This window comes from Polymorphospora rubra, assembly GCF_018324255.1.
Lineage (GTDB): Bacteria > Actinomycetota > Actinomycetes > Mycobacteriales > Micromonosporaceae > Polymorphospora > Polymorphospora rubra.
Genome location: NZ_AP023359.1, coordinates 1593467 through 1618023 on the forward strand (window position 1 = coordinate 1593467; position 24557 = coordinate 1618023).

Below are 24557 nucleotides of genomic sequence, written 5' to 3' on the forward strand. Positions count from 1 at the left end.
CCCCCATAGTTACCAAATCAGACACATACCCCGGTACCGCCACGCCGACCCCGCCGCCGCGATCTTGCACTTGTCGCCCGCCAAAACGGGATGAAAGGGGGAGACAAATGCAAGATCGCGAGGATCAGGCGCGGATCTTGCGTGGGGGGTCAGACACGTTCGGCGCGCTCCACGACGTTCGTGAGCAGCATCGCCCGGGTCATCGGGCCGACCCCGCCGGGCATCGGCGCGATCGCACCGGCCACCTCGCGCACCTCGGCGTCGACGTCGCCGGTGTAGTGCCCCTTGCCGTCGGTTCCGACCACCCGGGTGATCCCGACGTCGATCACCACCGCGCCCGGCCGGACCATCTCGGCGGTGAGCAGACCGGGTACGCCGGCCGCGACGATCACGATGTCGGCGGCCCGGGTGTGCGCGGCCAGGTCGAGGGTGCCGGTGTGGCACAGGGTCACGGTCGCGTTCTCGCTGCGCCGGGTCAGCAGCAGCCCGAGCGGCCGGCCCACCGTGTTGCCCCGCCCGACGACCGCCACCTCGGCCCCCCGCAGCGGTACGTCGTACCGGCGCAGCAGCTCGACGATGCCGCGCGGGGTGCACGGCAGCGGGGCGTCGTAGCCGAGCACCAGCCGGCCGAGGTTGACCGGGTGCAGCCCGTCGGCGTCCTTGTCCGGCGCGATCGACTCCAGCACCCGCTGGGTGTCGATCTGCCCCGGCAGCGGCAGCTGCACGATGTAGCCGTGGCAGGCCGGGTCGGCGTTGAGTTCGGCCACCACCTCGTCGACCTGGTCCTGGGTGGCGTCCGCCGGCAGCTCGCGCCGGATCGAGGCGATGCCGACCTCGGCGCAGTCGCGGTGTTTGCCGTTGACGTACGCCTGCGAGCCGGGGTCCTGCCCGACCAGCACCGTGCCGAGCCCGGGAACGATGCCCCGCTCGGCGAGGGCCTTGACCCGCCCCCGCAACTCGTCCTTGATCGCCGCCGCGGTGGCCTTGCCGTCCAGAAGGTTCGCCGTCACGTCCGGATCGTCTCACGCGACCGACCCCGGTCCACCGAACCCCCCAAGATCCCGCTGATCAGGAGACACTCCCCGGCACGTGGCACCGCCGGGGCGTGGCGCCGATCAAGGTGATACTTGCCGCAAAGGAGGCACGAAACGGCACGCCTTCTCCTTGATCAACGTGATCATGCGGCACCACGAGCGGGCGTGATGCGCGCCGCCCCGGCGGTGCGGAGCGGCGCGCCGACCTCGGATCAGTGGAAGAAGTGGCGGGTGCCGGTCAGGTAGAGGGTCACGCCGGCCGCCTGCGCCGCCGCGATCACCTCTTCGTCGCGTACCGAGCCACCGGGCTGCACGACCGCGCGGACCCCGGCGTCGAGCAGCACCTGCAGGCCGTCGGGGAACGGGAAGAACGCGTCGGAGGCGGCCACCGCGCCGCAGGCCCGCTCGGCACCGGCCCGCGACACCGCCAGGTGCGCGGCGTCGACCCGGTTGACCTGGCCCATGCCGACGCCGACGGTCGCCCCGTCGGCGGCCAGCAGGATCGCGTTGGACTTGACCGCGCGCACGGCCCGCCAGGCGAACTCCAGGTCCCGCAGTACGTCGTCGGTCACGGCCTCGCCGGCGACCAGCCGCCACGCGGCCGGATCGTCGCCGGGGGCGTCCACCCGGTCGGCCGTCTGGGTCAGCACTCCCCCGCTGACCTGTCGCCACTCGACCGGCGCCGGCCGCCAGGCGGGCGCCTTCAGCAGGCGGATGTTCTTCTTGCCGGACAGCACCTCGACCGCGCCGTCCTCGTACGCCGGGGCCACCACGACCTCGGTGAAGATGTCGGCGACCTGCTTGGCCAGCTCGACCGTGACCGGCGCGTTGACCGCGATGACACCACCGAACGCCGACACCGGGTCGCAGGCGTGCGCCTTGCGGTGGGCCTCGGCGACGTCGGCACCGACCGCGATCCCGCACGGGTTGGCGTGCTTGATGATCGCCACCGCCGGCTCGGTGAAGTCGTGGGCGGCCCGCCACGCCGCGTCGGCGTCGACGTAGTTGTTGTAGGACATCTCCTTGCCGTGCAACTGCTCGGCCTGGGCCAGCCCGGCGGGGGCGTCCGGGTCGAGGTAGAGCGCGGCCTGCTGGTGCGGGTTCTCGCCGTACCGCAGGGTGGCCGAGCGGCGCAGCGCCAGCCCGGCGAACCGCGGCGCCCACTCCTCGTCGGGGGCCAGCACGTCGGCGCACCAGCGGGCCACCGCGACGTCGTACTCGGCGATGTCGGCGAACGCCCGGGCGGCGAGCAGGCGACGCTGCGCGAGGGTGAACCCGCCGTCGGTAAGGGCCGCGAAGACCATCGGGTACGCCGACACCGACGTCACCACCGCCACGGACGGGTGATTCTTGGCGGCGGCCCGGACCATCGCCGGCCCGCCGATGTCGATCTGCTCGACACAGCCGTCGACGTCGGCACCGGACGCCACCGTCTCCTGGAACGGATAGAGGTTGGAGACCAGCAGGTCGAACGGCGCGATCCCCAGCTCGGCGAGCTGGGCGGCGTGCGACTCCAGCCGCAGGTCGGCGAGCAGGCCCGCGTGCACCCGCGGGTGCAGGGTCTTGACCCGGCCGTCGAGGCACTCGGGGAAACCGGTCAGCTCCTCCACCCGGACGACCGGCACACCGGCGCCCTCGATCGTGGACGCGGTCGACCCGGTGGAGACGATCTCGACCCCGGCCGCGTGCAGCGCCTGGGCCAGCTCGGTCAGCCCGGTCTTGTCGTACACGCTGACCAGTGCCCGCTTGATCGGGCGGCGGCCGTCCGGCGCGGCGTTCATGGAATGGTGACCTTTCTTCCGGTGATGGTCCAGCCGTCACGGACGAGTCGGCCGACGCTGTCGACGAGCTGCCGCCGCTCGGCATCCTTGATCCGTTCGGTGAGGGTTTCCTCGGTGTCGTCGGCCAGGACCGGCACCGCGACCTGGGCGACGATCGGTCCGGTGTCGACCCCGGCGTCGACGAAGAACAGCGTCGCGCCGGCCAGTTTCACGCCGTACGCCAGTGCGTCGCGGGGGCCGTGGATGCCCGGGAACGCGGGCAGCAGCGAGTTGTGGGTGTTGAGGTAGCGGTCGCCGAACGAGGCCAGGAAGTCGGTGCCGACCAGCTTCAGGAAGCCGGCCGAGATCACCAGGTCGGGCTTGTGCTCGGCGACCTGCGCGGTGAGCGCCCGGTCCCAGTCGGCCCGGTCGGCATGGTCGCGGACCCGCTCGACGAAGGTCGGCACCCCGGCGGCGGTCGCCCGGTCGAGGCCGGCGATCCCGTCCCGGTCCGCGCCGACGGCGACGACCCGGGCCCCGTACGCCGGATCGGCGCACGCGTCGAGCAGGGCCTGGAGGTTGCTTCCGGAGCCGGAGACGAGGACGACGAGGCGGGCGGCTGGCGCGCGGTCGGTCACGCAGAGCACCCTACCGGCCAGGTCACGGCGTCCCCGGCGCGCCCCGGGCGGCTACCGCACCGGCGGTCCCGGGCTGCCGTACGGCTGTCCCACAGGGATGCACGGATCTGCATGTCGCCTGATAGTCGGTGCCTAACTGTCGTCACGACCAGGTACGCTGCCGGACGCTTCGGCATCGATGTCCGACCCGACCGTGTTTTGTCAAGGAGCAGGCCTGATGGGCTACCCCTCGCAACCGCCGCACCACGTCGACAACAACATGACGATGTCCATCGTCGCGATCTTCCTGTTCTGGCCGCTGGCCATCCCGGCCCTCATCAACGCGTCCAAGGTCAACCCGGCACTTCAGCAGGGCGACTTCATGGGTGCCCAGGCCGCGGCCGCCGAGTCCCGCAAGTGGTCGAAACTTGCTCTGATCGTCGGCATTTCGTGGTACGTGATCAGCATCATCTGCTGCGTCATCTACTTCGTGGTGATGGCGGGCTCGATAGCCTCTAGCACAGTCTGAGAAATAGTCCGCCTGAAAAGGAGTGCCCATGCAGCCCGGCTATCCCGGTCAGGATCCGTACGGCAAGCAGCCGCAGGACCCGAATGCGCCGCAGTACCAGGACCCGTACGCGCAGCCGCAGCAGCCGTACGGCCAGCCCACCTCCGGCCAGCCCTACGGTCAGCCGACCTCGGGGCAGCCGGCCTACGGTCAGCCGGTGTCCGGTGACCCGTACGGTCAGCCGACCTCGGGGCAGCCGGCCTACGGCCAGCCGGTGTCCGGTGACCCCTACGGCCAGCCGTCGTACCAGGACCCGTACGCCCAGCAGCAGCCGACGTCCGGCCAGCCGTACGGCGCCGCGCCGGGCTACCCGGCGGCTTCCTACGGGGCGCCCGCTTCGAGTCAGAACAACACGCTCGGCCTGATCGGCATGATCGTCGGCATCGTGGCGCTGCCGCTGGCCTTCTGCTGCGGCCTGTTCAGCCTGCCGTTCGGCATCGGCGCGATCGTGCTCGGCTTCCTCGGCAAGAACAAGGCCGACCAGGGGCAGGCCAGCAACCGCGGCCAGGCCATGGCCGCTCTGATCTGCGGTGCGTCGAGCATCGTCCTGGCGATCATCATGGTTCTCGTGGGCCAGATGATCGATCTGGGTCCGAGCTTCACCTGATCGTCGCAGCACGTTGAGGGCGTTCCGGCCACCGTGGCCGGGGCGCCCTTCGCCGTCCCGGGCCGGTGTCGCTCAGTTCCCGGTGAAGACCCGGGTGGCGGCCGCGCCGACGACGGTGCCGACCGCGACGACCACGGTCGCGACCACGGCGACCTGCCAACCGACCGGCCCGACCTCGACGAGCCGGCCGCCCCCGACCGGCCCTCCGGACACGGTCGCGGCCGCCCCGAGCACGAGTCCGGCGACCGGGCCACCGATCGCGGCCGCGCCGAGCAGCCCCTTCCAGGACAGTGGCGTACGGTCCCGGGCGGCCGACCGCAGCCGCCGGCGGGCGAGCAGCCAGCCGGCGGCCATGCCGGCGAACACCGGCACGGTGAGCAGCGCGGCGCCGAAGCCGCCGACCGGCCCGTGCGGCAGGCCGGCGATCAGCGGGATGGCGGGCAGCGCCCCGACGGTGACCTCGGTGGTCCGCACGACCGTGTCGGCGCCGACCGCGAACCCGGGCCCGAGCAGGTAGGCGCTGGCCCAGACCGCGACGTTCGGCGCGTACGCGACGCTGACGAGGGTGATCCCGGCCTGACCGGCGACTCCGGCCCGGTACGCCTGGATCATGCTGCTGGCGTCACCGCCACCGGTCGCCACGGCCAACCCTGCCGCCCCGGCCCCGGCCCCGAGCAGCAGCAGTGCCGCGACGACGCCGGTGCGGATGCCGTGCCGCAGCGGTGCGGGCAGGCGCCGGGCGACGACCCGCAGCGCGCCGGTGGTGCGCAGCGCGCCGACCAGGGCGGCGAGCGCCCCGAAGACCGCCAGGTTGGCGGCGGCGCGCAGCGGGGACACGTCCAGGCTGTCGGTGGTGACGGCGAGCGCGGCCAGGGCGCCGATCAGGCCGTACGCGCAACCGATCACGACCGCGACGGTGAGGGCCTGGCGTGGCGAGCCGTGGTTCCGGGCGCCGATCGCCCGACTGACGTGTACGCCGGCGCGGCTGACCCGCCAGGCGGCGAGCGCGGCGAGCGCCATCGGCGCGAGACCGAGCGACCCGGCGCCGGTCTCCAGCGGCACCCCGTGGCCGAGCAGCCACGCGGCGAGCCCGACCCGGGCGGCGCCGGTCCACGTGGCGGCGTCCTCGGCGAGTTGGGCGAGTCCCATCACGACGGCTACCGGGAAATAGGAGACGAGTGCCGCCCACAGCGTCGCGACGGCGGCGGCGACCACGATGGGGGCGCGGCCACCGCGCCGCACCCCGCCGGACCGCTGCGTGGGCAGGCGTACGGTCGGCCGGTTACCGACGTCGATCGGCTCGGTCGGCCGGTTACCGACATCAATACGTTCGGTCCGGCGGGTGCCGACGTCGATCGGCTCGGTCCGGCGGTTGCCGACATCGATCGGCTCGGTCTGGCGGCCGCCCAGGTCGGCGGGAAACGACTCCTCGGCCCCGTCGGCGCGAGAAGGCTGGTCAGGGGTGCTGGCTGCCATCAAGGCCCCACTTAAACACGCGAAAGGGTGTGGTGGTTCGCGACACCACCGTCGCCGACGCGTCAGTTCCCTGTAGCGGTGGACATTAAGCGCAAATCTCTCTACGCCCAGGTCACTCCACGAACGACGAACGGGGCCGGCCGTGTCACACGGCCGACCCCGTTACCGTACGTCACTCAGGCGCCGGTGATGATCTCGCGCATCAGGCGCGCGGTCTCGCTCGGCGTCTTGCCGACCCGTACCCCGGCCGCCTCCAGCGCCGCCTTCTTGGCGTCGGCGGTGCCGGACGAGCCGGAGATGATGGCACCGGCGTGGCCCATCGTCTTGCCGGGCGGCGCGGTGAAGCCGGCGATGTAGCCGACCACCGGCTTCGTCACGTTGGCCTTGATGAAGTCGGCCGCCCGCTCCTCGGCGTCGCCACCGATCTCACCGATCATCACGATGGCGTCGGTGTCCGGGTCGTCCTGGAAGGCGGCGAGCGCGTCGATGTGGGTGGTGCCGATGATCGGGTCACCGCCGATGCCGACGCTGGTGGAGAAGCCGATGTCGCGCAGCTCGTACATGAGCTGGTAGGTCAGCGTGCCGCTCTTGCTGACCAGGCCGATCCGGCCGGCCGGGGTGATGTCGGCCGGAATGATGCCGGCGTTGGACTGGCCCGGCGAGGCGATGCCGGGGCAGTTCGGGCCGATGATGCGGGTCTTGTTGCCGGACGTCACGTTGTGCGCCCAGAACGCGGCGGTGTCGTGCACCGGCACGCCCTCGGTGATGACCACGGCGAGCGGGATCTCGGCGTCGATCGCCTCGACCACGGCCGCCTTGGTGAACTGCGGCGGCACGAAGATGACGGTGACGTCGGCCCCGGTCTCCTTGATCGCGTCGGCGACCCCGGCGAAGACCGGCAGGGACGTGCCGTCGAAGTCGACCGACTGGCCCGCCTTGCGCGGGTTGACGCCACCGACGATGTTGGTGCCGGCGGCCAGCATCCGGCGGGTGTGCTTCGACCCCTCGGAGCCGGTCATCCCCTGGACGATGACCTTCGAATCCTTGGTCAGCCAGATTGCCATCTCAGACCCCCGCACCGGCGAGCTCGGCGGCGCGCTCGGCCGCTCCATCCATGGTGTCGACCCGCTGCACCAGCGGGTTGGCGGCGGCGTCGAGGATCGCCCGGCCCGCCTCGGCGTTGTTGCCGTCGAGCCGTACGACCAGCGGCTTGGTCACGCTCTCGCCACGCTGCTCCAGCAGGGCGAGCGCCTGGATGATGCCGTTGGCGACCTCGTCGCAGGCGGTGATGCCGCCGAAGACGTTCACGAAGACGCTCTTGACCGCCGGGTCGGACAGCACGATCTCCAGCCCGTTGGCCATCACCGCGGCGCTGGCCCCGCCGCCGATGTCGAGGAAGTTGGCCGGCTTGACGCCGCCGTGCCCCTCCCCGGCGTACGCGACCACGTCGAGCGTGGACATGACCAGGCCCGCGCCGTTGCCGATAATGCCGACCTCGCCGTCGAGCTTGACGTAGTTGAGGTCCTTCTCCTTGGCCCGCTGCTCGAGCGGGTCGACACTGCCCTGGTCGACCAGTGCCTCGTGGTCGGGGTGGCGGAAGGCGGCGTTCTCGTCGAGCGTCACCTTCGCGTCGAGGCAGAGCACGTTGCCCTCGGGCGTACGGGCCAGCGGGTTGACCTCCACCAGCGTGGCGTCCTCGGCGACGAACGCCTGCCACAGCTTGACCGCGATGTCGGTCACCTGGTCGGCGACCTCGGCCGGGAACCCGCCCTTGGCGACGATCTCACGGGCCAGCGCCTCGTCGACGCCGCGGTTGGCATCGATGGCGACCTTGGCAACCTGCTCCGGGGTCTCCTCGGCGACCTGCTCGATGTCCATGCCGCCCGCGACGCTGGCGATGCACAGGAACGTACGGTTCGACCGGTCGAGCAGGTAGGAGAGGTAGAACTCCTGCTCGATGTCCGCCGTCACGGTCAGCATGACCTTGTGGACCGTGTGGCCCTTGATGTCCATGCCGAGGATGTCGGTGGCCCGGGCCACCGCCTCCCCGGCGTCGTCGGCGAGCTTGACGCCCCCGGCCTTGCCTCGGCCACCGACCTTTACCTGGGCCTTGACGACCACCCGGCCACCGAGGCGCTCGGCGATCGCCCGAGCCTCGTCCGGGGTCGTCGCGACGCCGCCGGCCAGCACGGGCAGCCCGTGCCGGTCGAACAGTTCGCGCCCCTGGTACTCGTACAGGTCCACGTTTACGCGTCCCGTCCTAGTCCGCGCGGCGCGCCGTCGCGCCGTCGCCAGCGTGAAATTGGTTGACGCCTGCCGGTCCCGCATCGACAGGCCATTTGGGGCAGCCTAACGACGGGCACACTGCTGGCAACCGAGCGGGCGCACGGTGTGCTCAACCGCACACGCCGTAGCGCAGGATCCCACGGACCGCACCGCCGTCGCGGCGTATCCGACGGACAGCGGCGGAGCCGACCGGAAGATCAGCGAATGAACGTACGGCCGGCCGAGAAGTGGACGATGGCGCCCATGATCTCCCGCTCGGGGCGGTCGGCGAAGGCCAGCGGCGCCGTGAAGCCCGTACCGAACACCAACTGCTGCATGCCGGAGTCCAGCGCGGTGAAGGCACCGAGGTTGCCGCCCGTACGCGGATCGCGTGGCTTGACGCAGACGTTCTTGTCGAAGGCCCACCGGCGGGTGTAGATCTGCTCGATCGCCTCCCACGGCAGCCACACCGCCTGTCCCCGCGTGGGCCGGGTCTTGATCCACAGGCCGGCCGGACCGACCGCGAGCACCGGTCCGCCGGAGACCAGCAGGTAGACCTGTAGCCCGAAGAGCAGTCCCATGAACACGCCCAGCGCCCCGAGGATGCCGAGGATCGGCAGCGCGCTCTCGCCGCTGGTGAACGCCAACACCCCGAGCGAGCACCCCGGTGCGGCCAGTACGAAGAGGGTGAGCAGGCCGAACTGGAGGATCCGCTTGCCCGCGCTGGCCCGGACGATGAACGGCTGATCCTCCGGGATCCGCTTGGTGACCGGCACGGGCGGGGGCGGCGGCCACCCCCGGGCGGGGGCCCGGCCGGAGCGGGCTGCCAGCCGCCGGGCGGCACCGGAGGCTGCTGCGGCGGCATGGTCACGGCGACTCCAGACCTTGGTCTTCGGGGGGCGTCAGGCTCGGCGGACCGATCATGACGAGGCCCATCATGCCATCGCCGGAAAAGTTCTCCGTGACGCGCGTAACCCCGCCGACCGGACGTCGTTGAGTCTGATGTCGGAGCACGCTGGAGCGGCCCGGCGGATACGGCCGATGCCCTGTCGGTCGAGGGGTGGCGGCGGGGCATCGTGCATAGAGGGGCCGGACGTGTGAGGGGTGCGTCCGGCCCCTCCCTCCATTTCCCCACCATTTCCCGCCGGGCCCGGCCGCGGCGACCGTTCCCGGGTACGACGTCAGCCGACGGGTTGGGTCACGTTGTCCCGTACCCAGTCGACGATGGACCCGGTGGTCGCCCCGGGCGTGAAGATCTTCGCGACGCCCAGCCGTTCGAGTTCCGGTATGTCGGCCTCGGGGATGATGCCGCCGCCGAACACCACCATGTCGGTGACCTCGCGTTCGGCGAGAAGTTCGAGGACCCGCCGGAAGAGCGTCATGTGCGCACCGGACAGGACGGAGAGGCCGATCGCGTCGGCGTCCTCCTGGATCGCGGTCTCGACGATCTGCTCGGGCGTCTGGTGCAGCCCGGTGTAGATGACCTCCATGCCCGCGTCGCGTAAGGCGCGGGCGACCACCTTGGCGCCACGGTCGTGGCCGTCCAGGCCCGGCTTGGCGACGACGACCCGAGTTCGAGAGCTCATCAGCGCAACACCTCTCCAGGGCACCGGAAAACCACCTGAACGAACGGTAACCCCCACGGCACCGACCGGGGAACCGGGTCCGGCGGACCGGTCCCGCGCCCACCCGCCGGAGCACGGTCGGACTCCTGGAAAGCCCCTACGGGTGCGGCATTCCATTATTGGAGTTGAATCGCTCACATATACGATACGTAATCATCAATAACACCGAACGCTACTAACGAGCGGGTCTACAAAAGGTTACGAATTCAGGCATTCCATGGCGCACGGTCACAGTTTCGCGTCGCCAATTTGGCGGTGCGGCTTGTGAGGTGCCTAGGGGTTGGTTACCGTGTCCCACGGTTGTCATCCGGTTCGCGCCGGCGGACAACGCGGCCATCAAGCTTTCACCCCCGGTTCACCGATGCCGGTGCCGGCCGCCTTTGTTGCCCGACCACGGAGGGTGTGCGTGCGCCAGCGCCTGTCGTCTGAGCCGGACCGATATCGCGGTCGCCGTCGCGTACCCACCCCCCTCGCAGCCGCTACGCCGCGGTCGTCGCCACCGCCTTCGTCGGGGCCGGCGTCGTCGCCCTCGGTGCCGGGGCGAGCCTGCCGGACGCGAAGTCGGTCAGCCCGACCGTCCTCGCCGACCTGGAGGCAGCCTCTCTCACCAACGAGCAGGCCGCCGACCGGGCCGAGGACGCCGAGCGCGCCTCCCGTGACGACCGGGGTGGCCTGGAAACCTCGATGGAGGACCAGGCCGAGGTCTGGCGGCTGCCGCTGCACGGCTACACCTTCACCACCCCGTACGGGATGCGGTGGGACAAGCTGCACGCCGGCGTCGACCTCGCCGCCGAAGAGGGCACGCCCTACCACGCGATCCGGGACGGCAAGGTCAAGCTGGCCCGCTACTACGGCGGCTACGGAAACGCGGTCATCCTCGACCACGGCGACGGCACCGAGTCGATCTACGGCCACTCGTCGAAGCTCCTGGTGAAGGAAGGCCAGCAGGTCAAGGCCGGCGACCAACTGGGCCTGGTCGGCAGCACGGGCCACTCCTTCGGTTCCCACCTGCATCTCGAACTGCATGTCAACGGCACCCCGAAGGACCCGATCCCCTACCTGCGGGATCGCGGAGTGGACATCAAGCTACAAGTCGAAGCAATCTATACCGGAGTAGTCGCCTCCTGACCCTGCGTACTGCCCCATTAACCGCTCATCCCGCACGGGATGGGCGGTTTTTTCATGATCACTCTGCGTGAAAGTTCTGTACGCCACAGGGGTTGAGGTGACGCACGTCACGTCATCATGAAGCTCGCGTATCAGGCAGTAATACCGCATAAACGGGCAGAGCCTGCCGCTTCAGATGGCAGCCGGTGCCACCGGATCCGCCTCTCGCCGTACCCCGTGCCCAGCTCGCCCGCCGGCCAAACAAACATTTCCGGGTCCGCGCCACACGACCACGGAGGTTCCCGCCGTGCAGGAAAGCAGCACCCCGACAGCAACGCCGGTGACCGCGCAGCCACCGGGGGTGCCCGGCACCGCCGTCCGGGCGGCCGCCGCCTGCCCAGCGGCCGTGACCTGCTCGACAGCGGCCGCCGCCGGCTGCGGGGCCGACGCCCGGTCGTCGCGCTGGCCGCCACCGCGATCCTCGGCGTCGGACTGGCCGGGGCCACGGCGGCCGCCGGCGGCGGCGACGACACCCCCGCCGCCACGTCGGTAACCGCCGACGCCCGCGACCGGGAACGTGCCGCCGAGCGGGCCGACCGCGCGCAGCGCGAGGCGCCCACCACGGCGCCGGTGGAAACCGGCAGTCCGACGGCCGACATCCCGGAGCCGAAGGCCGCGCCGGCCGAGGAGCAGCCGCAGTCGAGCAGCCCGTCGGCCGAGCCGGAGCGGACGCAGAGCGCCCCCCAGCGGGCCGCCGCGCCAGCGCCCACCTCCGCGGCTCCGAAGGCCGACTGGGTCAATCCGATGCCGGGCGCCGCCACCACCTCCTGCTACGGGCAGCGGTGGGGCACCCTGCACGCCGGCATCGACCTCGCCGAGCCGGCGAACACCCCGATCCACGCCGCCGGAGCCGGCACCGTCACCATCGTCGGCTGGGCCTACGCCGGCTACGGCATCTCGGTGGTCATCGACCACGGCAACAATGTCTTCACCCACTACGCCCACCAGAACCGCACCGCGGTCGAGGTGGGTCAGCGGGTCAACGCCGGCCAGGTCATCGGTTACGAGGGATCGACCGGCGACTCGACCGGCCCGCACCTGCACTTCGAGGTGCACCTGGGCATGTGGAACCAGGTGGACCCGGCCCCGTGGATGCGCGAGCGCGGCGTCGACCTCGGTTGCTGACCCGCGAGCCGCCGGCCGCCGAGCCGGCGCGGCCGTCCGGAGCCGAGGACCCGGTCCGGTAGGGGCATCGGGCCGGGTCCTCCGGGGTCAGCCCCGGCGCGAGGCAGACCGGCGCCGGTCAGAGCTTGTCGATCGGCGCGTGTCGCAGGACCAGCCACATCGTCTGGTCGCCGAAGTCGATCTGGGCTCGGGCGCCGGGCCCGTGCCCCTCCACCGCAAGCACCCGACCCAGCCCGTACCGCTGGTGGTTGACCCGGTCGCCGGCCGCCACCTTCGGCGCGCGGGGCAGCTCGCTGGCCGTCGCCAGCCGGCTGCCGTCGACCCCGAGCCGGGCGGCCAGCTGAGCCGCCCGCGGCGTACCGCCGGCGAAGCCGCCGCCACGCCCGGCGCCGCCACGGTCGCCGCCGGACCGCCCGCCCACGCCGCCGCCCGTGCCGGACCACGACGTGTACGAACCCTCGGTGCGCTCCCAGCGCACCAGTTCGGTCGGCAGCTCCTCCAGGAACCGCGACGCCGGGTTGTAGGCGGGCTGCCCCCACGCCGACCGGGTGACCGCCCGCGAGAGGTAGAGGCGCTGCCGCGCCCGGGTGATGCCCACGTAGGCCAGCCGGCGCTCCTCCTCCAGCTCCCGGGTGTCGCCGAGGGCCCGCAGGTGGGGGAAGACCCCGTCCTCCAGACCGCTGAGGAAGACCACCGGGAACTCCAGGCCCTTCGCGGTGTGCAGGGTCATCAGCGTGACCACGCCCTGGTGCTCGGGGTCGTCGGACGGCACCTGGTCGGCGTCGGCGACCAGCGCCACCTGCTCCAGGAAGCCGGCAAGAGTGGCCCCGGGGCCACCGTCCTCGGTCTGCGCCTCGACCCGTTCGGTGAACTCGCGGGCGACGCTCACCAGTTCCTGGAGATTCTCCACCCGACCGGCGTCCTGCGGGTCGAGGCTCTCCTCCAGCTCGGTCAGATAGCTCGAGCGGAGCAGCACCGCCTCCAGCACCTCTTCGGGCGGGGCCGTCGCCGCCAGCTCACGCATGTCGTCGAGGAGCTGTACGAAGTCGGCGATGGAGTTGGCCGCCCGGGTGGAGATCCCCGGCGCGTCGCCGGCCCGGCGCAGCGCGGCGCCGAACGAGATCCGGTCGCGTGCCGACAGGGCCTCGACGCACGCCTCGGCCCGGTCACCGATGCCGCGGCGCGGCGTGTTGAGGACCCGCCGGATGCTCACCGTGTCGTCGTCGTTGACCACCGCCCGCAGGTAGGCCAGCGCGTCGCGGACCTCCTTGCGCTCGTAGAACCGGACGCCGCCGACCACCTTGTAGGGCAGCCCGACCCGGATGAACACCTCTTCGAAGACCCGGGACTGGGCGTTGGTGCGGTAGAAGACGGCGACGTCGCCGGGACGCGCCGTCCCCTCGTCGCACAGCCGGTCGATCTCCCGGGCGACCCAGTCGGCCTCCGCGTGCTCGGTGTCCGCGACGTAGCCGACGATCTGCTCGCCGGGCCCCTCGTCGCTCCACAGCCGCTTGGGCTTACGGGCCGAGTTGTTGTCGATGACCGCGTTGGCCGCGTTGAGAATCGTCTGGGTCGAGCGGTAGTTCTGCTCCAGCAGAATCGTGCGGGCATCGGTGAAGTCGCGCTCGAACTCCAGGATGTTGCGGATCGTCGCACCCCGGAACGCGTAGATCGACTGGTCGGCGTCACCGACCACGCACAGCTCCGCGGGCGGCACCCCCTCGGTGCCGGCCACCAACTCCTTGACCAGGGTGTACTGGGCGTGGTTGGTGTCCTGGTATTCGTCGACGAGCACGTGGCGGAAGCGTCGACGGTAGGTCTCCGCCACGTGCGGGTGCGACTGGAGCAGGTGCACCGTGGTCATGATCAGATCGTCGAAGTCGAGTGCGTGCGCCTCTTTGAGCCGGCGCTGATAGAGCGTGTAGGCCTCGACCAGGGCCCGCTCGTTGGGGCCCTTGGCACGCCCGGCGAACTCGTCGGGATCGACCAGCTCGTTCTTGAGGTTGGACACCTGCGTCGCCAGCCCGCGCGCCGGGTAGCGCTTGGGGTCCAGGTCGAGTTCGCGGGCGACCATCTGCATAAGCCGCCGCGAGTCGTCGGCGTCGTAGATGGAGAAGGTCGACTTGAGCCCGGCGTGCTCGTGTTCGGCGCGCAGGATCCGGACGCAGGCCGAATGGAACGTCGACACCCACATCAGCCGGGCCCGCCCGCCGACCAGAGCGGCGACCCGCTCCTTCATCTCGCCGGCGGCCTTGTTGGTGAAGGTGATCGCGATGATCTCGCCGGGGTGCACGTCGCGGGCGGCGAGCAGGTAGGCGATCCGGTTGGTCAGCACGCGGGTCTTACCGGACCCGGCGCCGGCCACGATGAGCAGCGGTGCGCCCGAATGGGTCACCGCGTCACGCTGGGGCCCGTTGAGGCCGGCCAGCAGAGCCTCCGGGTCGTGCCCGGGACGCGGCCGGTGCGGTGTCCCGGCGGAGGGGGGCTGATTCTGGGCCGGCGGGATTTCGAAGAGAGCATGCATCGCAGAGCGAGTCTATGCCCGCCGTCCGACATAACCGACCCACGCACGCCGACAGAACGAAACCTGTCACTTCCGGGGTCTCGCGGCCCTGCCGGCACCGCCGCAAACCGGTCCCACCAGATGGTCGGATTGCTTGCGTACTCCACGCTGAGGTGGGCATACTTCTGAGCGTGATCGAGCAGGCGAACCGCTACTTTTACTACGGCTCCGGGAGTCCGGCAGCCGTAGGTCACGCCTGATCCAAGACCTACGAAACGCCCCGGGCTCACGGAGTCCGGGGCTTTTCGCTTCGGGATTCCGACACCCGGGACCTCACCGCTCAGGGAGCACCCGATGACGACGAACCTCGCCACGCAGTCCGACAAGCCGGGCGGCGACCAGACCGGCACCGACTCGCCGGCCGCCGCGGACCAGATCCGCGAGCTGCGCGACCGGATCAACGAGATCGACGCGGCGTTCATCGCGCTGTGGCAGGAGCGCGCCGCCCTGTCCCAGCAGATCGGCGCGGCCCGGATGGCGTCGGGCGGCACCCGCCTGGTGCTGTCGCGTGAACGCGAGATCCTGGAGCGGTTCCGGGAGGCGCTGGGCGAGGACGGCACCCAACTCGCCCTGCTGATCCTGCGGGCCGGCCGCGGCCCGCTCTGAGGGCACGGCTTCCGCTCCTCGATGTCGGGCCCGCTCCACGCGGGCCGACCACCGCCTACGCACGATCGGCGGCTCGGGACCGGTCGGGGCCCGGAAACCGGCGGCAGCTCAGGGGAGCGTCGGAGGTCGGGCCGGAAACCACTCGGGGGAGCCGGCCACCGGGCCAGCTCCCCCTTTGACGCACGTGGCGGCCGTCAGGCCAGTTCGCCGGACTCCGGGAAGTGGCAGGCGGCCAGCGCGCCGGTCGACTTCGCGCTCAGCGGCGGCTCTTCGGTGGCGCAGATGTCCTGCGCCTTCCAGCACCGGGTGCGGAACCGGCAGCCGGACGGCGGGTTAAGCGGCGTCGGCACGTCGCCCTCCAGCCGGATGCGGCCACCGGTGCCCAGCTTCGTCACGTCCGGCACTGCCGACAACAGGGCCCGGGTGTACGGGTGCGACGGCCGCTCGTAGATCTGCTGACGGTCGCCGAGCTCGACCAGCTTGCCGAGGTACATGACCCCGATCCGCTGGCTGAAGTGCCGGACCACGGCCAGGTCGTGCGCGATGAACACGAACGCCAGGCCGAGTTCGCGTTGCAGTTCGCGGAGCAGGTTGATGACCTGGGCCTGGATCGACACGTCGAGCGCGGACACCGGCTCGTCGGCAATGATGATCTTCGGCTTGAGGGCGAGCGCTCGCGCGATACCGATGCGCTGGCGCTGACCACCGGAGAACTCGTGCGGGTAGCGGTTGTAGTGCTCGGGGTTCAGGCCGACCAGTTCGAGCAGCTCCTGGACCCGCTTCCGCACCCCACCCGGCGGATTGATCCCGTTGACCTCCAGGGGCATCGAGATGATGTTGCCGACCGTGTGCCGCGGGTTCAGCGAGGCGTACGGGTCCTGGAAGATGATCTGCATGTCCTGGCGGAGGGCCCGCAGGCCACCACGCTTGGCGTGGGTGATGTCCTTGCCCTCGAAGACGATGCTGCCCGAGGTCGGCTCCAGCAGCCGGACGAGCATCCGGCCGGTGGTCGTCTTGCCGCAGCCGGACTCACCGACGAGCCCGAGGGTCTCGCCGGGTGCGACCGAGAAGCTGACCCCGTCGACGGCGCGTACGGACTCCCTGCGGCCGATGAGCCCACCACGCACCGGGAAGTGCTTGGTCAGGTCCTTGACCACGAGCAGCGGCTCGCGCCCGGAACGCTTCTCCTCGGCGGCCTCGTCGGCCGGCTTCACCAGTGTCGTGTCGCTCACTGCGCCACCCCCGCGGACGGTGCGATGTCTTCGGCGTAGTACCGCTTCCGGTCGGCTTCGGACAGGTGGCAGGCCACCAGGTGACCGCGCTCCTGAACCTGGCGCAGCTCCGGCACCTCGGTGAAGGAGCGGTCGCCGTTGCGTCCGGCGTACCGGCACCGGGGGTTGAACGCACACCCGGACGGCAGATTGATCAACGACGGCGGGTTGCCCTTGATCGGCACAAGTTCCGCGTCGGCGTCACCGTGCAGGGACGGCACGCTGGCGAGCAGACCCCAGGTGTACGGGTGCTGCGGCCGACGGAGCACCTGCTCGGTGCTCCCGAACTCGACCGCCCGGCCGCCGTACATCACCAGGACGTCGTCGGCGACCTGGGCGACCACGCCGAGGTCGTGGGTGATCATGATGATCGCGGAGTTGAACTCCTTCTGGAGATCCTCGAGCAGGTCCAGAATCTGCGCCTGCACGGTCACGTCGAGCGCGGTGGTCGGCTCGTCGGCGATCAGCAGGTCCGGGTCGTTGACCAGGGCCATCGCGATCATCGCGCGCTGGCGCATGCCGCCGGAGAACTCGTGCGGGTAGGCGTTGGCCCGCTTCTGGGGCTGCGGGATGCCGACCCGGTCGAGCATCTCGACGGCCCGCTTGTTGGCTTCGGCCTTGGACGCCGACGGGTGATGCACCTTGTACGCCTCGGCGATCTGCCGCCCCACCTTGTAATAGGGATGCAGAGCCGACAGCGGATCCTGGAAGATCATTGCCATGTCCCGGCCACGCAGCCGCCGCACCTGTTCCTCGTTCATCCCGACGACGTTGCGGCCGCCCACCTCGATCTCGCCCGAGATCTTGGTGCGCTTGGCGTTGTGCAGGCCGAGGATGGACAGGCTGGTGACCGACTTGCCGGAGCCGGACTCCCCGACGATGCCGAGGGTACGGCCGCGCTCCACCGAGAACGAGATGCCGTCGACCGCGCGGACCACGCCGTCCTCGGTGTTGAACTGCACCCGCAGGTCCTTGACCTGGAGGTACGGGCCCTTCGCCGGGTCGGTGGCGGCGGTGTTGCCGGAGGCCAAAGTACTCATAGCTGCTCCCCTGGCCTCAGCCGAGCCGGACACGCGGGTCGATGACGGCGTACAGCATGTCGACGATGATGTTCATCGTCACGATAAAGAAGGCCGCGATGAGCACCGTGGCCATGACCACCGGCAGGTTGAGCTCGCCCACCGCCTCGACCGCCGCCCGGCCGATGCCGTTCAGGCTGAAGACCGACTCGGTGATGAGCACACCGCCCAACTGGACACCGAGGTCCAGGCCGGCGATCGTCACGATCGGGGTGATGGCGGCGCGCAGCGCGTGCCGGCCATTGACGGTGCGGTTCGGCAGCCCCTTGGCCCGGGCGGTACGGACGAAGTCCTCCGACAGCGTCTCGACCATCTGGGCCCGGGAGAACCGGGCGTAGGCTGCCGAGTTGATCAGGCCCAGGGTGATCCACGGCAGCAGCAGACCACTCGCCCAAGCTACTGGGTCCTGGGTTATCGGGGTATATGACGGGTTCGGTAGCACGCCCAGGGTGTAGACCAGGAGCAGCAACAACAGGAACCCGAGGGTGTAGATCTGGGTCGAGGCGAAGCCGAGCGAGAGTGCGATGGCGCCCCGGTCGAACAAGGTTCCCTTCCGCAGCGCGGAGATCATGCCCAGTCCGACGCCGACGGTCAGATAGATGACCATCGCTCCACCGACGACGCTCGCCGTCACCGGGAAGGAGCGCTTCATCATGTCGGTGACCGGCTCGCGACCACGGAACGAGTAGCCGAGGCACGGTGCGGGGCACTCGCGGACGGTGGTGGCGTCGACGATGGTACGGCCGACGAAGACACCCTTGACGAAGTCCGCGTACTGCTGGTGGGCCGGACGGTCGAGCCCGAGGCTCTCGTTGACCTGCGCGATCCGCTCCGGCGAGCAGTTCTTGCCACACATGACGTACGCCGGGCTCGACGGCACCATGAAGAAGAGCGCGAAGCCCACGATCGAGACCAGGATCAACGTCATTGCTCCCAGGAGCAGACGCTTTATCAGGAAACGGAGCATTTAATCAGCACTTTCGGCCGGTCACCGGGTCATCGGTGACGAGCGGCGGGATGGCCGGGGTCCGGCCATCCCGCCGTCGCTGTTACTTACTTACGGCTTGACGAAGATGGTGTTGAGGGTCAGGTGACCGAACGAGTCGCTGAGGAACGTCCCGCCGATCTTCGAACCGAACATCTCGTAGTTGCCGATGTACCAGAGCGGAACGACGGGGGCGTGCTCCCGCATGATCTTCTCGTCGAGCGCCTGCCAGGCACCCTCCGCCTCGGCGACGGGGAGCGTCTGGATCCGGTCGATCTCGGTGTTGACGTCCTCCGCGTTGAAGTACGCGAGGTTGTTGTTACCGGTGTCACGGATCGAACGACCGTCGAACAGCGCCGGGAAGACCGTCGCGGCGCTCGGCCAGTCAGCACCCCAGCCACCACGGATCAGGTCGAACTGGTTGGTCTTGGTGCCGACCGTGGCGTAGTAGGTCGCCGAGTCCAGCGGGTTCAGCACGATGTCGAAGCCCGCCTTGGCCAGCATCTCCTTGTACAGCGCGGCCCGGTTCTGGTGGGCGGCGGTGTTCGGGAAGGCGTAGGTCAGCTTGACGGTCTGGCCGCCGAGCAGTTCCTTGGCCTTCTCGACGTCACCGGTCTGGCCGCCGTCGTAGGCGTTGTAGTCCTTGTAGCCGGACAGGGTCGGCGACATCAGGCTGGCGCCGAAGGAGTGGATGCCACCGGTCTGCTTGATGAGCGCATCCCGGTCCACCGCGTAGTTCAGCGCCTGGCGGACCTTGAGGTCGGTCACCCGCAGGTTGTTGATGTAGAGGTACTCGACGTACTGCGACGGGCCCTTGGCGACCCGCTCGGCAACCTCACCGGACTGGGTCTTCGGCAGGTTGGCCGCCGGCACGTTCGACCACATGATCGCCGACTGGTCGTCCGGCGCGTTCGCGATGATCCGGTTGGACGCGGTCTCGGCGTTGGTGCCGAACTCGACCCGGATGCCGTCCGGGTAGGCGTTGCGGATCGGGTCGGTGGCCGCGTCCCAGTGCGGGTTACGAACCAGGTTGATGAACTGGTCGTACTGGTGCTCCTGGATCATGTACGGACCCGAGGAGACCGGCTTGAGGTCGTAGTCGGCCTTGGTGTCCTTCGCCGCCGGGACCGGAGCGGTCGTCGGCATGGCCACCGCGTACGGGGTCTCGCACCGCGGCTTGGCGAAGGTGAAGGTGATGGTGTTGCCCTCGACGGTGACGCCCGGAACCTGCGCGCCGGCCGACTGGAACGGGCCCTTGTAGGTGGTGTTGTATTCGGTGCTGTCCGCCAGCCACTGCTGGAGGTACAGCGGGCCGTCGCCCCAGTCCGGGTCGAACGAGCGCGAGATGCCGTAGACCACGTCCTGCGCGGTGATCGGCGATCCGTCGTCGAACTTCAGGCCGTCCTTGAGCGTGTACTTCCAGGTCTTGCAGTCGCTGTTGACGTCCTCACCGGCGTTGGTGGCGAGGTCGCCGACCAGCCGCAGCTTGCCGGTGCCGTCCTCCTTGTAGCCGGTCAGCGTCCGGGCGAACTGGGTCGCGAAGGACAGCGCGTCGGACACGTAGATCTTCTGCGGGTCCAAGTGCGCGAATTCGGACTCGTGGAGGATCTTGACGACGCCACCCTTGGTGGCGCCGGGAACCTCCTTCGCCGGGCCCTGGGACTCGGCGGGGTCGGTCGCGATGGTGCCGGTCTGGACTACAGCTTCTCCGTTGCCGTCCTCGGAATCGGTGGTTTCCGAGCAACCCGTGGCAACCAGAGCGACCGCCAGAACGCCGGCAGAGAGCGCTCCAAGCTTCCGTCGCACGTCTTTCTCCTTCCCTCCTGCCGTTCCGCACCTGGGCCACTCGGCCCGCCACGGCGGGAACGGAAGCAAATTTTCAATCTTCTATGGGGACCGCTCGGACCTACTTGTCCGACTTGGGGTCGAGCGCGTCACGCAACGAGTCGCCGAACAGGTTGAAGGCGAGCACGAGGAGGAACACCGTCAGTGCCGGCCACAGGAAGTAGGTCGGCATCGGCTCCAGGTATTCACGCGCCGCGTAGACCAGCCGGCCCAGGTCGGGCGTCGGCTCGATCACGCCGATGTTGAGGAACGACAGGGCGGCCTCGGCGGTGATGAAGGCGGGCAGCGCCAGCGAGAAGGTCACCAGGACCGGCGCCCAGATGTTGGGCAGAAGCTGGCGGAAGAGGATGTGCGGGGTGCGCGCGCCAGCGGCGCGGGCCGCGTCGACGTACTCCCGCTCGCGCAGCGAGAGCACCTGGCCGCGGACCAGCCGGGCCGTCGACATCCACCCGAAGAGCGAGAAGACCCCGATGATCACCGCGATCCGGAACCACCCCGGGACCTCTTCGCCCGGCTGGTAGAAGTAGAGGTTGACGATCGGGATGACCGCGAGCGCGAAGATCAGGAAGGGGAAGGCGAGCATGAAGTCGACGAGCCAGGTGATCGCCTGGTCGATCCAGCCGCCGAAGTAGCCGGCGACGATACCCATCACGACACCGACCACGACGGTGATGACCGCTGCCGCCGAGGCGATGAGCAACGAGGTGCGCAGGCCGTAGACGAGCTGCATGAAGACGTCGCGGCCGCTGCCGCCCTGGAGCCCCAGCCAGTGCTCGCTGGACATGCCGCCGGCGTAGCCGAGCGGGAAGCCCTGCCGGTTGAGCTTGTCGCTGTGGTTCTGGGTCGGGCTAACCCCGTAGAACATCTCGATGAGCGGCGCGGCGATCGCGAGGACCACGAAGAAGACGACGAGCGAGAAGCTGAAGATGGCCGTCTTGTCGCGCTTGAGCCGTAGCCACGCGAGCTGCCCTGGCGACCGCCCCACGAAGTTCCGCTCTTCGGCGGTGGTCTTGGGCGCGTCGGTCGGGGAACCGACCTCCATCGCCGAGCCTGTCATCCCGTCACCGACGGGCTGCATGCCGGGCGGAGAGGTGGTGCTGCTCATGGACCGGGGCCTCCTTTGCCGACGAAGGATCGCTTCGTCTGTTCGGCAAAAGCTAGCCCGCTGACAGCGACTTTCGGAATAGCCCAATGCATCGTTCAGATAACAGGTCAATCACTGGACGGCGGTCCCGCTGTAACAGTCAGTCGTTAACCAGCCGACGGGCACATATCCTACCTTACAGACAGGTTTCGGGCGCACCCATATGGCTCGTATGATCGTTCCATGGGGTTTCCGCCGTCGGCGCCGTCACTTTCCGACGTAAGTCGGGCACTTGCCGTATTCGCCCATCCGGACGATGTCGACTTCGGTTCCGCGGGCACGATCGCCTCCTGGGTGGACCAGGGTATCGACGTCAGTTATTTGTTGATCACGCGCGGAGATGCCGGCGGATACGACGACACCCCCGCGATCAGATGCGCAAGATCCGTGAGAAAGAGCAGCGTGCGGCCGCCGCCGCGGTGGGTGTCCGACAGGTCGAATTCCTCGACGGGTACGCCGACGGCATGCTCGCCCCGACCCTGGAGCTACGGCGCGACATCACCGCCGTGATCCGCCGCTTCCGCCCCGACCGGGTGCTCACCAGCTCGCCGCTGCGCCGGTGGGAACGGCTCGCCGGCCCCAGCCACCCCGACCACCTCGCCGCCGGCGAGGCGACCACCTGCGCGATCTATCCCGACGCCCGCAACCGCTTCGCCTTCCCGGAACTGCTGGAGCAGGGTCTGGAGCCCTGGGTGGTGCGGGAGGTCTGGTACGCCGGCGGCCCCGCGCCCGATCACGTGGTCGACATCACCGAGCGGTATCCCCGCAAACTCGCCGCGATGCGGGCGCACGCCACCCAGACCGGGCACATGGACCTGGAAACCTGGTTGCGGGACGTGTTGACGACCGTCGCCGAGAACGCCGGGCTCCCCGCCGGCCGGCTGGCCGAGGCGTTCACGGTGCTGCGTACGGAGTGACCCCGGCGGTCAGACCAGCCGGCGGTCGGCGGCCCAGCGGGACAGCTCGTAACGGTTGGACATCTGGAGCTTGCGCAGCACGTTCGACACGTGCGTCTCGACCGTCTTGATCGAGATGAACAGCTCCTTGGCGATCTCCTTGTACGCGTACCCGCGGGCCAGCAGCCGCAGCACCTCGCGCTCACGGTTGGTGAGCTGGTCCAGCTCCGGATCCGCGACCGGGGTGTCGGGCCGGGCGGCGAACGCGTCGAGCACGAAGCCGGCCAGCCGCGGACTGAACACCGCGTCACCGTCGGCGACCCGGCGGATCGCCGCGGCCAGGTCGTCCGGTGAGATGGTCTTGGTGACGTAGCCCCGGGCACCGGCCCGGATCAGCCCGATCACGTCCTCGGCCGCGTCCGACACGCTGAGGGCGAGGAACCGGACCTGCGGATGGGTACGCCGCAGTGCCTCCAGCACCGCCCGGCCACCCCCGTCCGGCATGTGTACGTCGAGCAGCACCACGTCGGGCTCGGCGGCGGCGATCCGGGTGAGCGCCTCGGCCACCGTGCTCGCCTCGCCGATCACGTCGACGTGGGCGCCGAGTTCGGCGCGTACCCCGGCCCGGAACATCGCGTGGTCGTCGACGAGGAACACGCGCAGCCGCCGCGGGGTGTCGCCGCCGGCGTCCGCCGCGCCCGTCGCCTGCTGGTCGGTCATCTGCGCTACCTGTCCTTCCCTGACGAGGAGCTGTCCGGTGCCGTCGGCATGATCAGCCTCACCTCGGTGCCTTCCCCGGCTCGCTGCGGATCTCGGCCCGGCCGCCGTGCCGCTTCATCCGGCCGATGATCGAGCCCCGTACCCCGTGCCGATGGTCTTCTACCGTGGACAGGTCGAAGCCGGCGCCACGGTCGCGGACGAACACGCTCACCTGCTCGGGTTCCACCTCAGCGTAGAGCGAGACGGTCTGCACCTTCGCGTGCCGGGCCGCGTTCACCAGCGCCTCGCGGGCCGCGGCGACCAGGGCCGCGACGTGTTCGTCGGTCTCCCGGTCACCGACCACCACCGCTTCGACGGTGATCGCGTAGGTGTCCTCGACCTCGGCCGCGGCCTGCTCCAGCGCGGCGGCGAACCGTTCGGTCGGCGATCCGGTCGGCTTGTAGAGCCAGTTGCGCAGCGACCGCTCCTGACCACGGGCCAGCCGTTGCACCGTCTTGACGTCGCCGGCGTTGCGCTGGATCAGGGCCAGGGTGTGCAGCACCTGGTCATGGATCATGGCGGCGAGTTCGGCCCGCTCCTGCTCCCGGATGCGCCCCTCGCGCTCGGCCCGCAACTGGTTGAACGTACGCCACAGGACCGGTGCCGCGACCACCGTGACACCGGCGAGGCCGACCAGGGCGAAGATGATCCCGTTGAGTACGGCGTCGAAGCTGTCCTGTGGCGAGTAGACCGCGACCACACCGATGATGCCGACCGCCACCAGCAGGCCACCGCCGATGAAGCGCAGTACGAAGGCGCGCCGGTCGCTCTCCTCGATGACCGCGCCGAGCCACGGCACCGGCATCGTCTCGCTCCACTGCCGGCGGCGCTCCGGGGCGGACTGGTGCCAGATCACCCCGGCACCGACCGCGACGATCGCGACCAGCCAACCGGCGGTGCCGGCCACACCGGTCGAGCCGAAGACCATGATCTGGATGATCATCACGCCGATACCGATGGCGATGAACGGCAACATCTGCACGAGGTCACGCCGGGCCGGCGGCTCCGCGCCGTCGGGCCGTACCGGCACCACCGCCCAGAAGGCGGCGTAGAGCAGCAGACCGAGACCGCTGAAGCTGAGCAGCACGACGAAGGCGATCCGGACACCGGTGACACCGATGGCGAGATGCTGGGCCACTCCCGAGGCCACTCCGGCGACCATGCG

Annotated in this window: 19 protein-coding genes and 3 pseudogenes; 6 read left to right on the forward strand and 16 right to left on the reverse strand. The window is 70.0% G+C overall.

Going from position 1 to position 24557, the window contains the following annotated elements; genetic code table 11:
* Nucleotides 1-149 precede the first annotated feature (149 nt).
* The 3 genes from Prubr_RS07220 to purN form a co-directional block, all read right to left on the reverse strand.
* On the reverse strand, nt 150-1010 hold the full coding sequence (locus Prubr_RS07220) for a bifunctional methylenetetrahydrofolate dehydrogenase/methenyltetrahydrofolate cyclohydrolase (RefSeq protein WP_212822786.1): 861 nt from the start codon (nt 1008-1010) through the stop codon (nt 150-152).
* Nucleotides 1011-1246: 236 nt separating this feature from the next.
* Entirely contained in the window at nt 1247-2815 is a 1569-nt protein-coding gene (purH, locus tag Prubr_RS07225) for a bifunctional phosphoribosylaminoimidazolecarboxamide formyltransferase/IMP cyclohydrolase (protein WP_212822788.1), read from the reverse strand.
* On the reverse strand, nt 2812-3432 hold the full coding sequence (purN, locus tag Prubr_RS07230) for a phosphoribosylglycinamide formyltransferase (protein WP_212822790.1): 621 nt from the start codon (nt 3430-3432) through the stop codon (nt 2812-2814). The genes purH and purN overlap by 4 nt, the downstream gene beginning before the upstream one ends.
* 217 nt (nt 3433-3649) lie before the next feature.
* Here purN and Prubr_RS07235 point away from each other — a divergent pair, with 217 nt between their 5' ends.
* Together Prubr_RS07235 and Prubr_RS07240 are read left to right on the forward strand one after the other, a co-directional pair.
* Complete coding sequence (locus Prubr_RS07235) at nt 3650-3940, forward strand: CD225/dispanin family protein (protein ID WP_212822792.1); 291 nt, start codon at nt 3650-3652, stop codon at nt 3938-3940.
* Between the two features lie 28 nt (nt 3941-3968).
* On the forward strand, nt 3969-4586 hold the full coding sequence (locus Prubr_RS07240) for a DUF4190 domain-containing protein (protein ID WP_212822794.1): 618 nt from the start codon (nt 3969-3971) through the stop codon (nt 4584-4586).
* Between the two features lie 72 nt (nt 4587-4658).
* Here the strand turns inward: Prubr_RS07240 and Prubr_RS07245 are convergent, their stop codons facing one another.
* From Prubr_RS07245 to icmB, 5 genes are all read right to left on the reverse strand, one after another.
* A complete protein-coding gene (locus Prubr_RS07245; protein WP_246568421.1) occupies nt 4659-6062 on the reverse strand; it encodes a cell division protein PerM in 1404 nt (467 codons plus the stop codon).
* 176 nt (nt 6063-6238) lie between these two features.
* Complete coding sequence (sucD, locus tag Prubr_RS07250; protein ID WP_212822796.1) at nt 6239-7126, reverse strand: succinate--CoA ligase subunit alpha; 888 nt, start codon at nt 7124-7126, stop codon at nt 6239-6241.
* 1 nt (nt 7127) lies between these two features.
* Entirely contained in the window at nt 7128-8306 is a 1179-nt protein-coding gene (gene sucC, locus Prubr_RS07255) for an ADP-forming succinate--CoA ligase subunit beta (RefSeq protein WP_212822805.1), read from the reverse strand.
* Between the two features lie 239 nt (nt 8307-8545).
* A complete protein-coding gene (locus tag Prubr_RS07260) occupies nt 8546-9103 on the reverse strand; it encodes a hypothetical protein (RefSeq protein ID WP_212822807.1) in 558 nt (185 codons plus the stop codon).
* 405 nt (nt 9104-9508) lie between these two features.
* Nucleotides 9509-9913: a coenzyme B12-dependent isobutyryl CoA mutase small subunit gene (gene icmB / locus Prubr_RS07265; protein ID WP_212822809.1), complete on the reverse strand. Its 405-nt coding sequence runs from the start codon at nt 9911-9913 to the stop codon at nt 9509-9511.
* A gap of 445 nt (nt 9914-10358) precedes the next feature.
* On the opposite strand from icmB, the pseudogene Prubr_RS07270 reads away from it, so the two are divergent.
* Nucleotides 10359-11080: pseudogene (locus Prubr_RS07270) on the forward strand (M23 family metallopeptidase).
* 372 nt (nt 11081-11452) lie between these two features.
* The gene (locus tag Prubr_RS07275; RefSeq protein WP_425518036.1) at nt 11453-12244 is read left to right on the forward strand and encodes a M23 family metallopeptidase; all 792 of its coding nucleotides are present in this window, start codon (nt 11453-11455) and stop codon (nt 12242-12244) included.
* A gap of 118 nt (nt 12245-12362) precedes the next feature.
* Here the strand turns inward: Prubr_RS07275 and pcrA are convergent, their stop codons facing one another.
* Entirely contained in the window at nt 12363-14768 is a 2406-nt protein-coding gene (pcrA, locus tag Prubr_RS07280) for a DNA helicase PcrA (RefSeq protein WP_212822814.1), read from the reverse strand.
* A 333-nt stretch (nt 14769-15101) separates the two neighbouring features.
* On the opposite strand from pcrA, the gene Prubr_RS07285 reads away from it, so the two are divergent.
* Nucleotides 15102-15413, forward strand: a complete 312-nt coding sequence (locus tag Prubr_RS07285) for a chorismate mutase (RefSeq protein WP_212822815.1) — start codon at nt 15102-15104, stop codon at nt 15411-15413.
* A 194-nt stretch (nt 15414-15607) separates the two neighbouring features.
* On the opposite strand, the gene Prubr_RS07290 is transcribed toward Prubr_RS07285, so the two are convergent.
* The 5 genes from Prubr_RS07290 to Prubr_RS07310 form a co-directional block, all read right to left on the reverse strand.
* The gene (locus Prubr_RS07290) at nt 15608-16627 is read right to left on the reverse strand and encodes an ABC transporter ATP-binding protein (RefSeq protein WP_212827655.1); all 1020 of its coding nucleotides are present in this window, start codon (nt 16625-16627) and stop codon (nt 15608-15610) included.
* Between the two features lie 14 nt (nt 16628-16641).
* Entirely contained in the window at nt 16642-17724 is a 1083-nt protein-coding gene (locus Prubr_RS07295) for an ABC transporter ATP-binding protein (RefSeq protein WP_212822817.1), read from the reverse strand.
* 16 nt (nt 17725-17740) lie between these two features.
* On the reverse strand, nt 17741-18730 hold the full coding sequence (locus Prubr_RS07300) for an ABC transporter permease (RefSeq protein ID WP_212822819.1): 990 nt from the start codon (nt 18728-18730) through the stop codon (nt 17741-17743).
* A 90-nt stretch (nt 18731-18820) separates the two neighbouring features.
* Nucleotides 18821-20554: an ABC transporter substrate-binding protein gene (locus tag Prubr_RS07305; protein ID WP_212822821.1), complete on the reverse strand. Its 1734-nt coding sequence runs from the start codon at nt 20552-20554 to the stop codon at nt 18821-18823.
* A gap of 100 nt (nt 20555-20654) precedes the next feature.
* Nucleotides 20655-21698, reverse strand: a complete 1044-nt coding sequence (locus Prubr_RS07310) for an ABC transporter permease (RefSeq protein ID WP_246568423.1) — start codon at nt 21696-21698, stop codon at nt 20655-20657.
* Nucleotides 21699-21920: 222 nt separating this feature from the next.
* On the opposite strand from Prubr_RS07310, the pseudogene Prubr_RS36735 reads away from it, so the two are divergent.
* Nucleotides 21921-22654: pseudogene (locus Prubr_RS36735) on the forward strand (PIG-L deacetylase family protein).
* A gap of 9 nt (nt 22655-22663) precedes the next feature.
* Here the strand turns inward: Prubr_RS36735 and Prubr_RS07325 are convergent.
* Nucleotides 22664-23353: a response regulator gene (locus Prubr_RS07325; protein WP_212822827.1), complete on the reverse strand. Its 690-nt coding sequence runs from the start codon at nt 23351-23353 to the stop codon at nt 22664-22666.
* Nucleotides 23354-23358: 5 nt separating this feature from the next.
* Nucleotides 23359-24554: pseudogene (locus tag Prubr_RS07330) on the reverse strand (ATP-binding protein).
* Nucleotides 24555-24557: the final 3 nt, after the last annotated feature.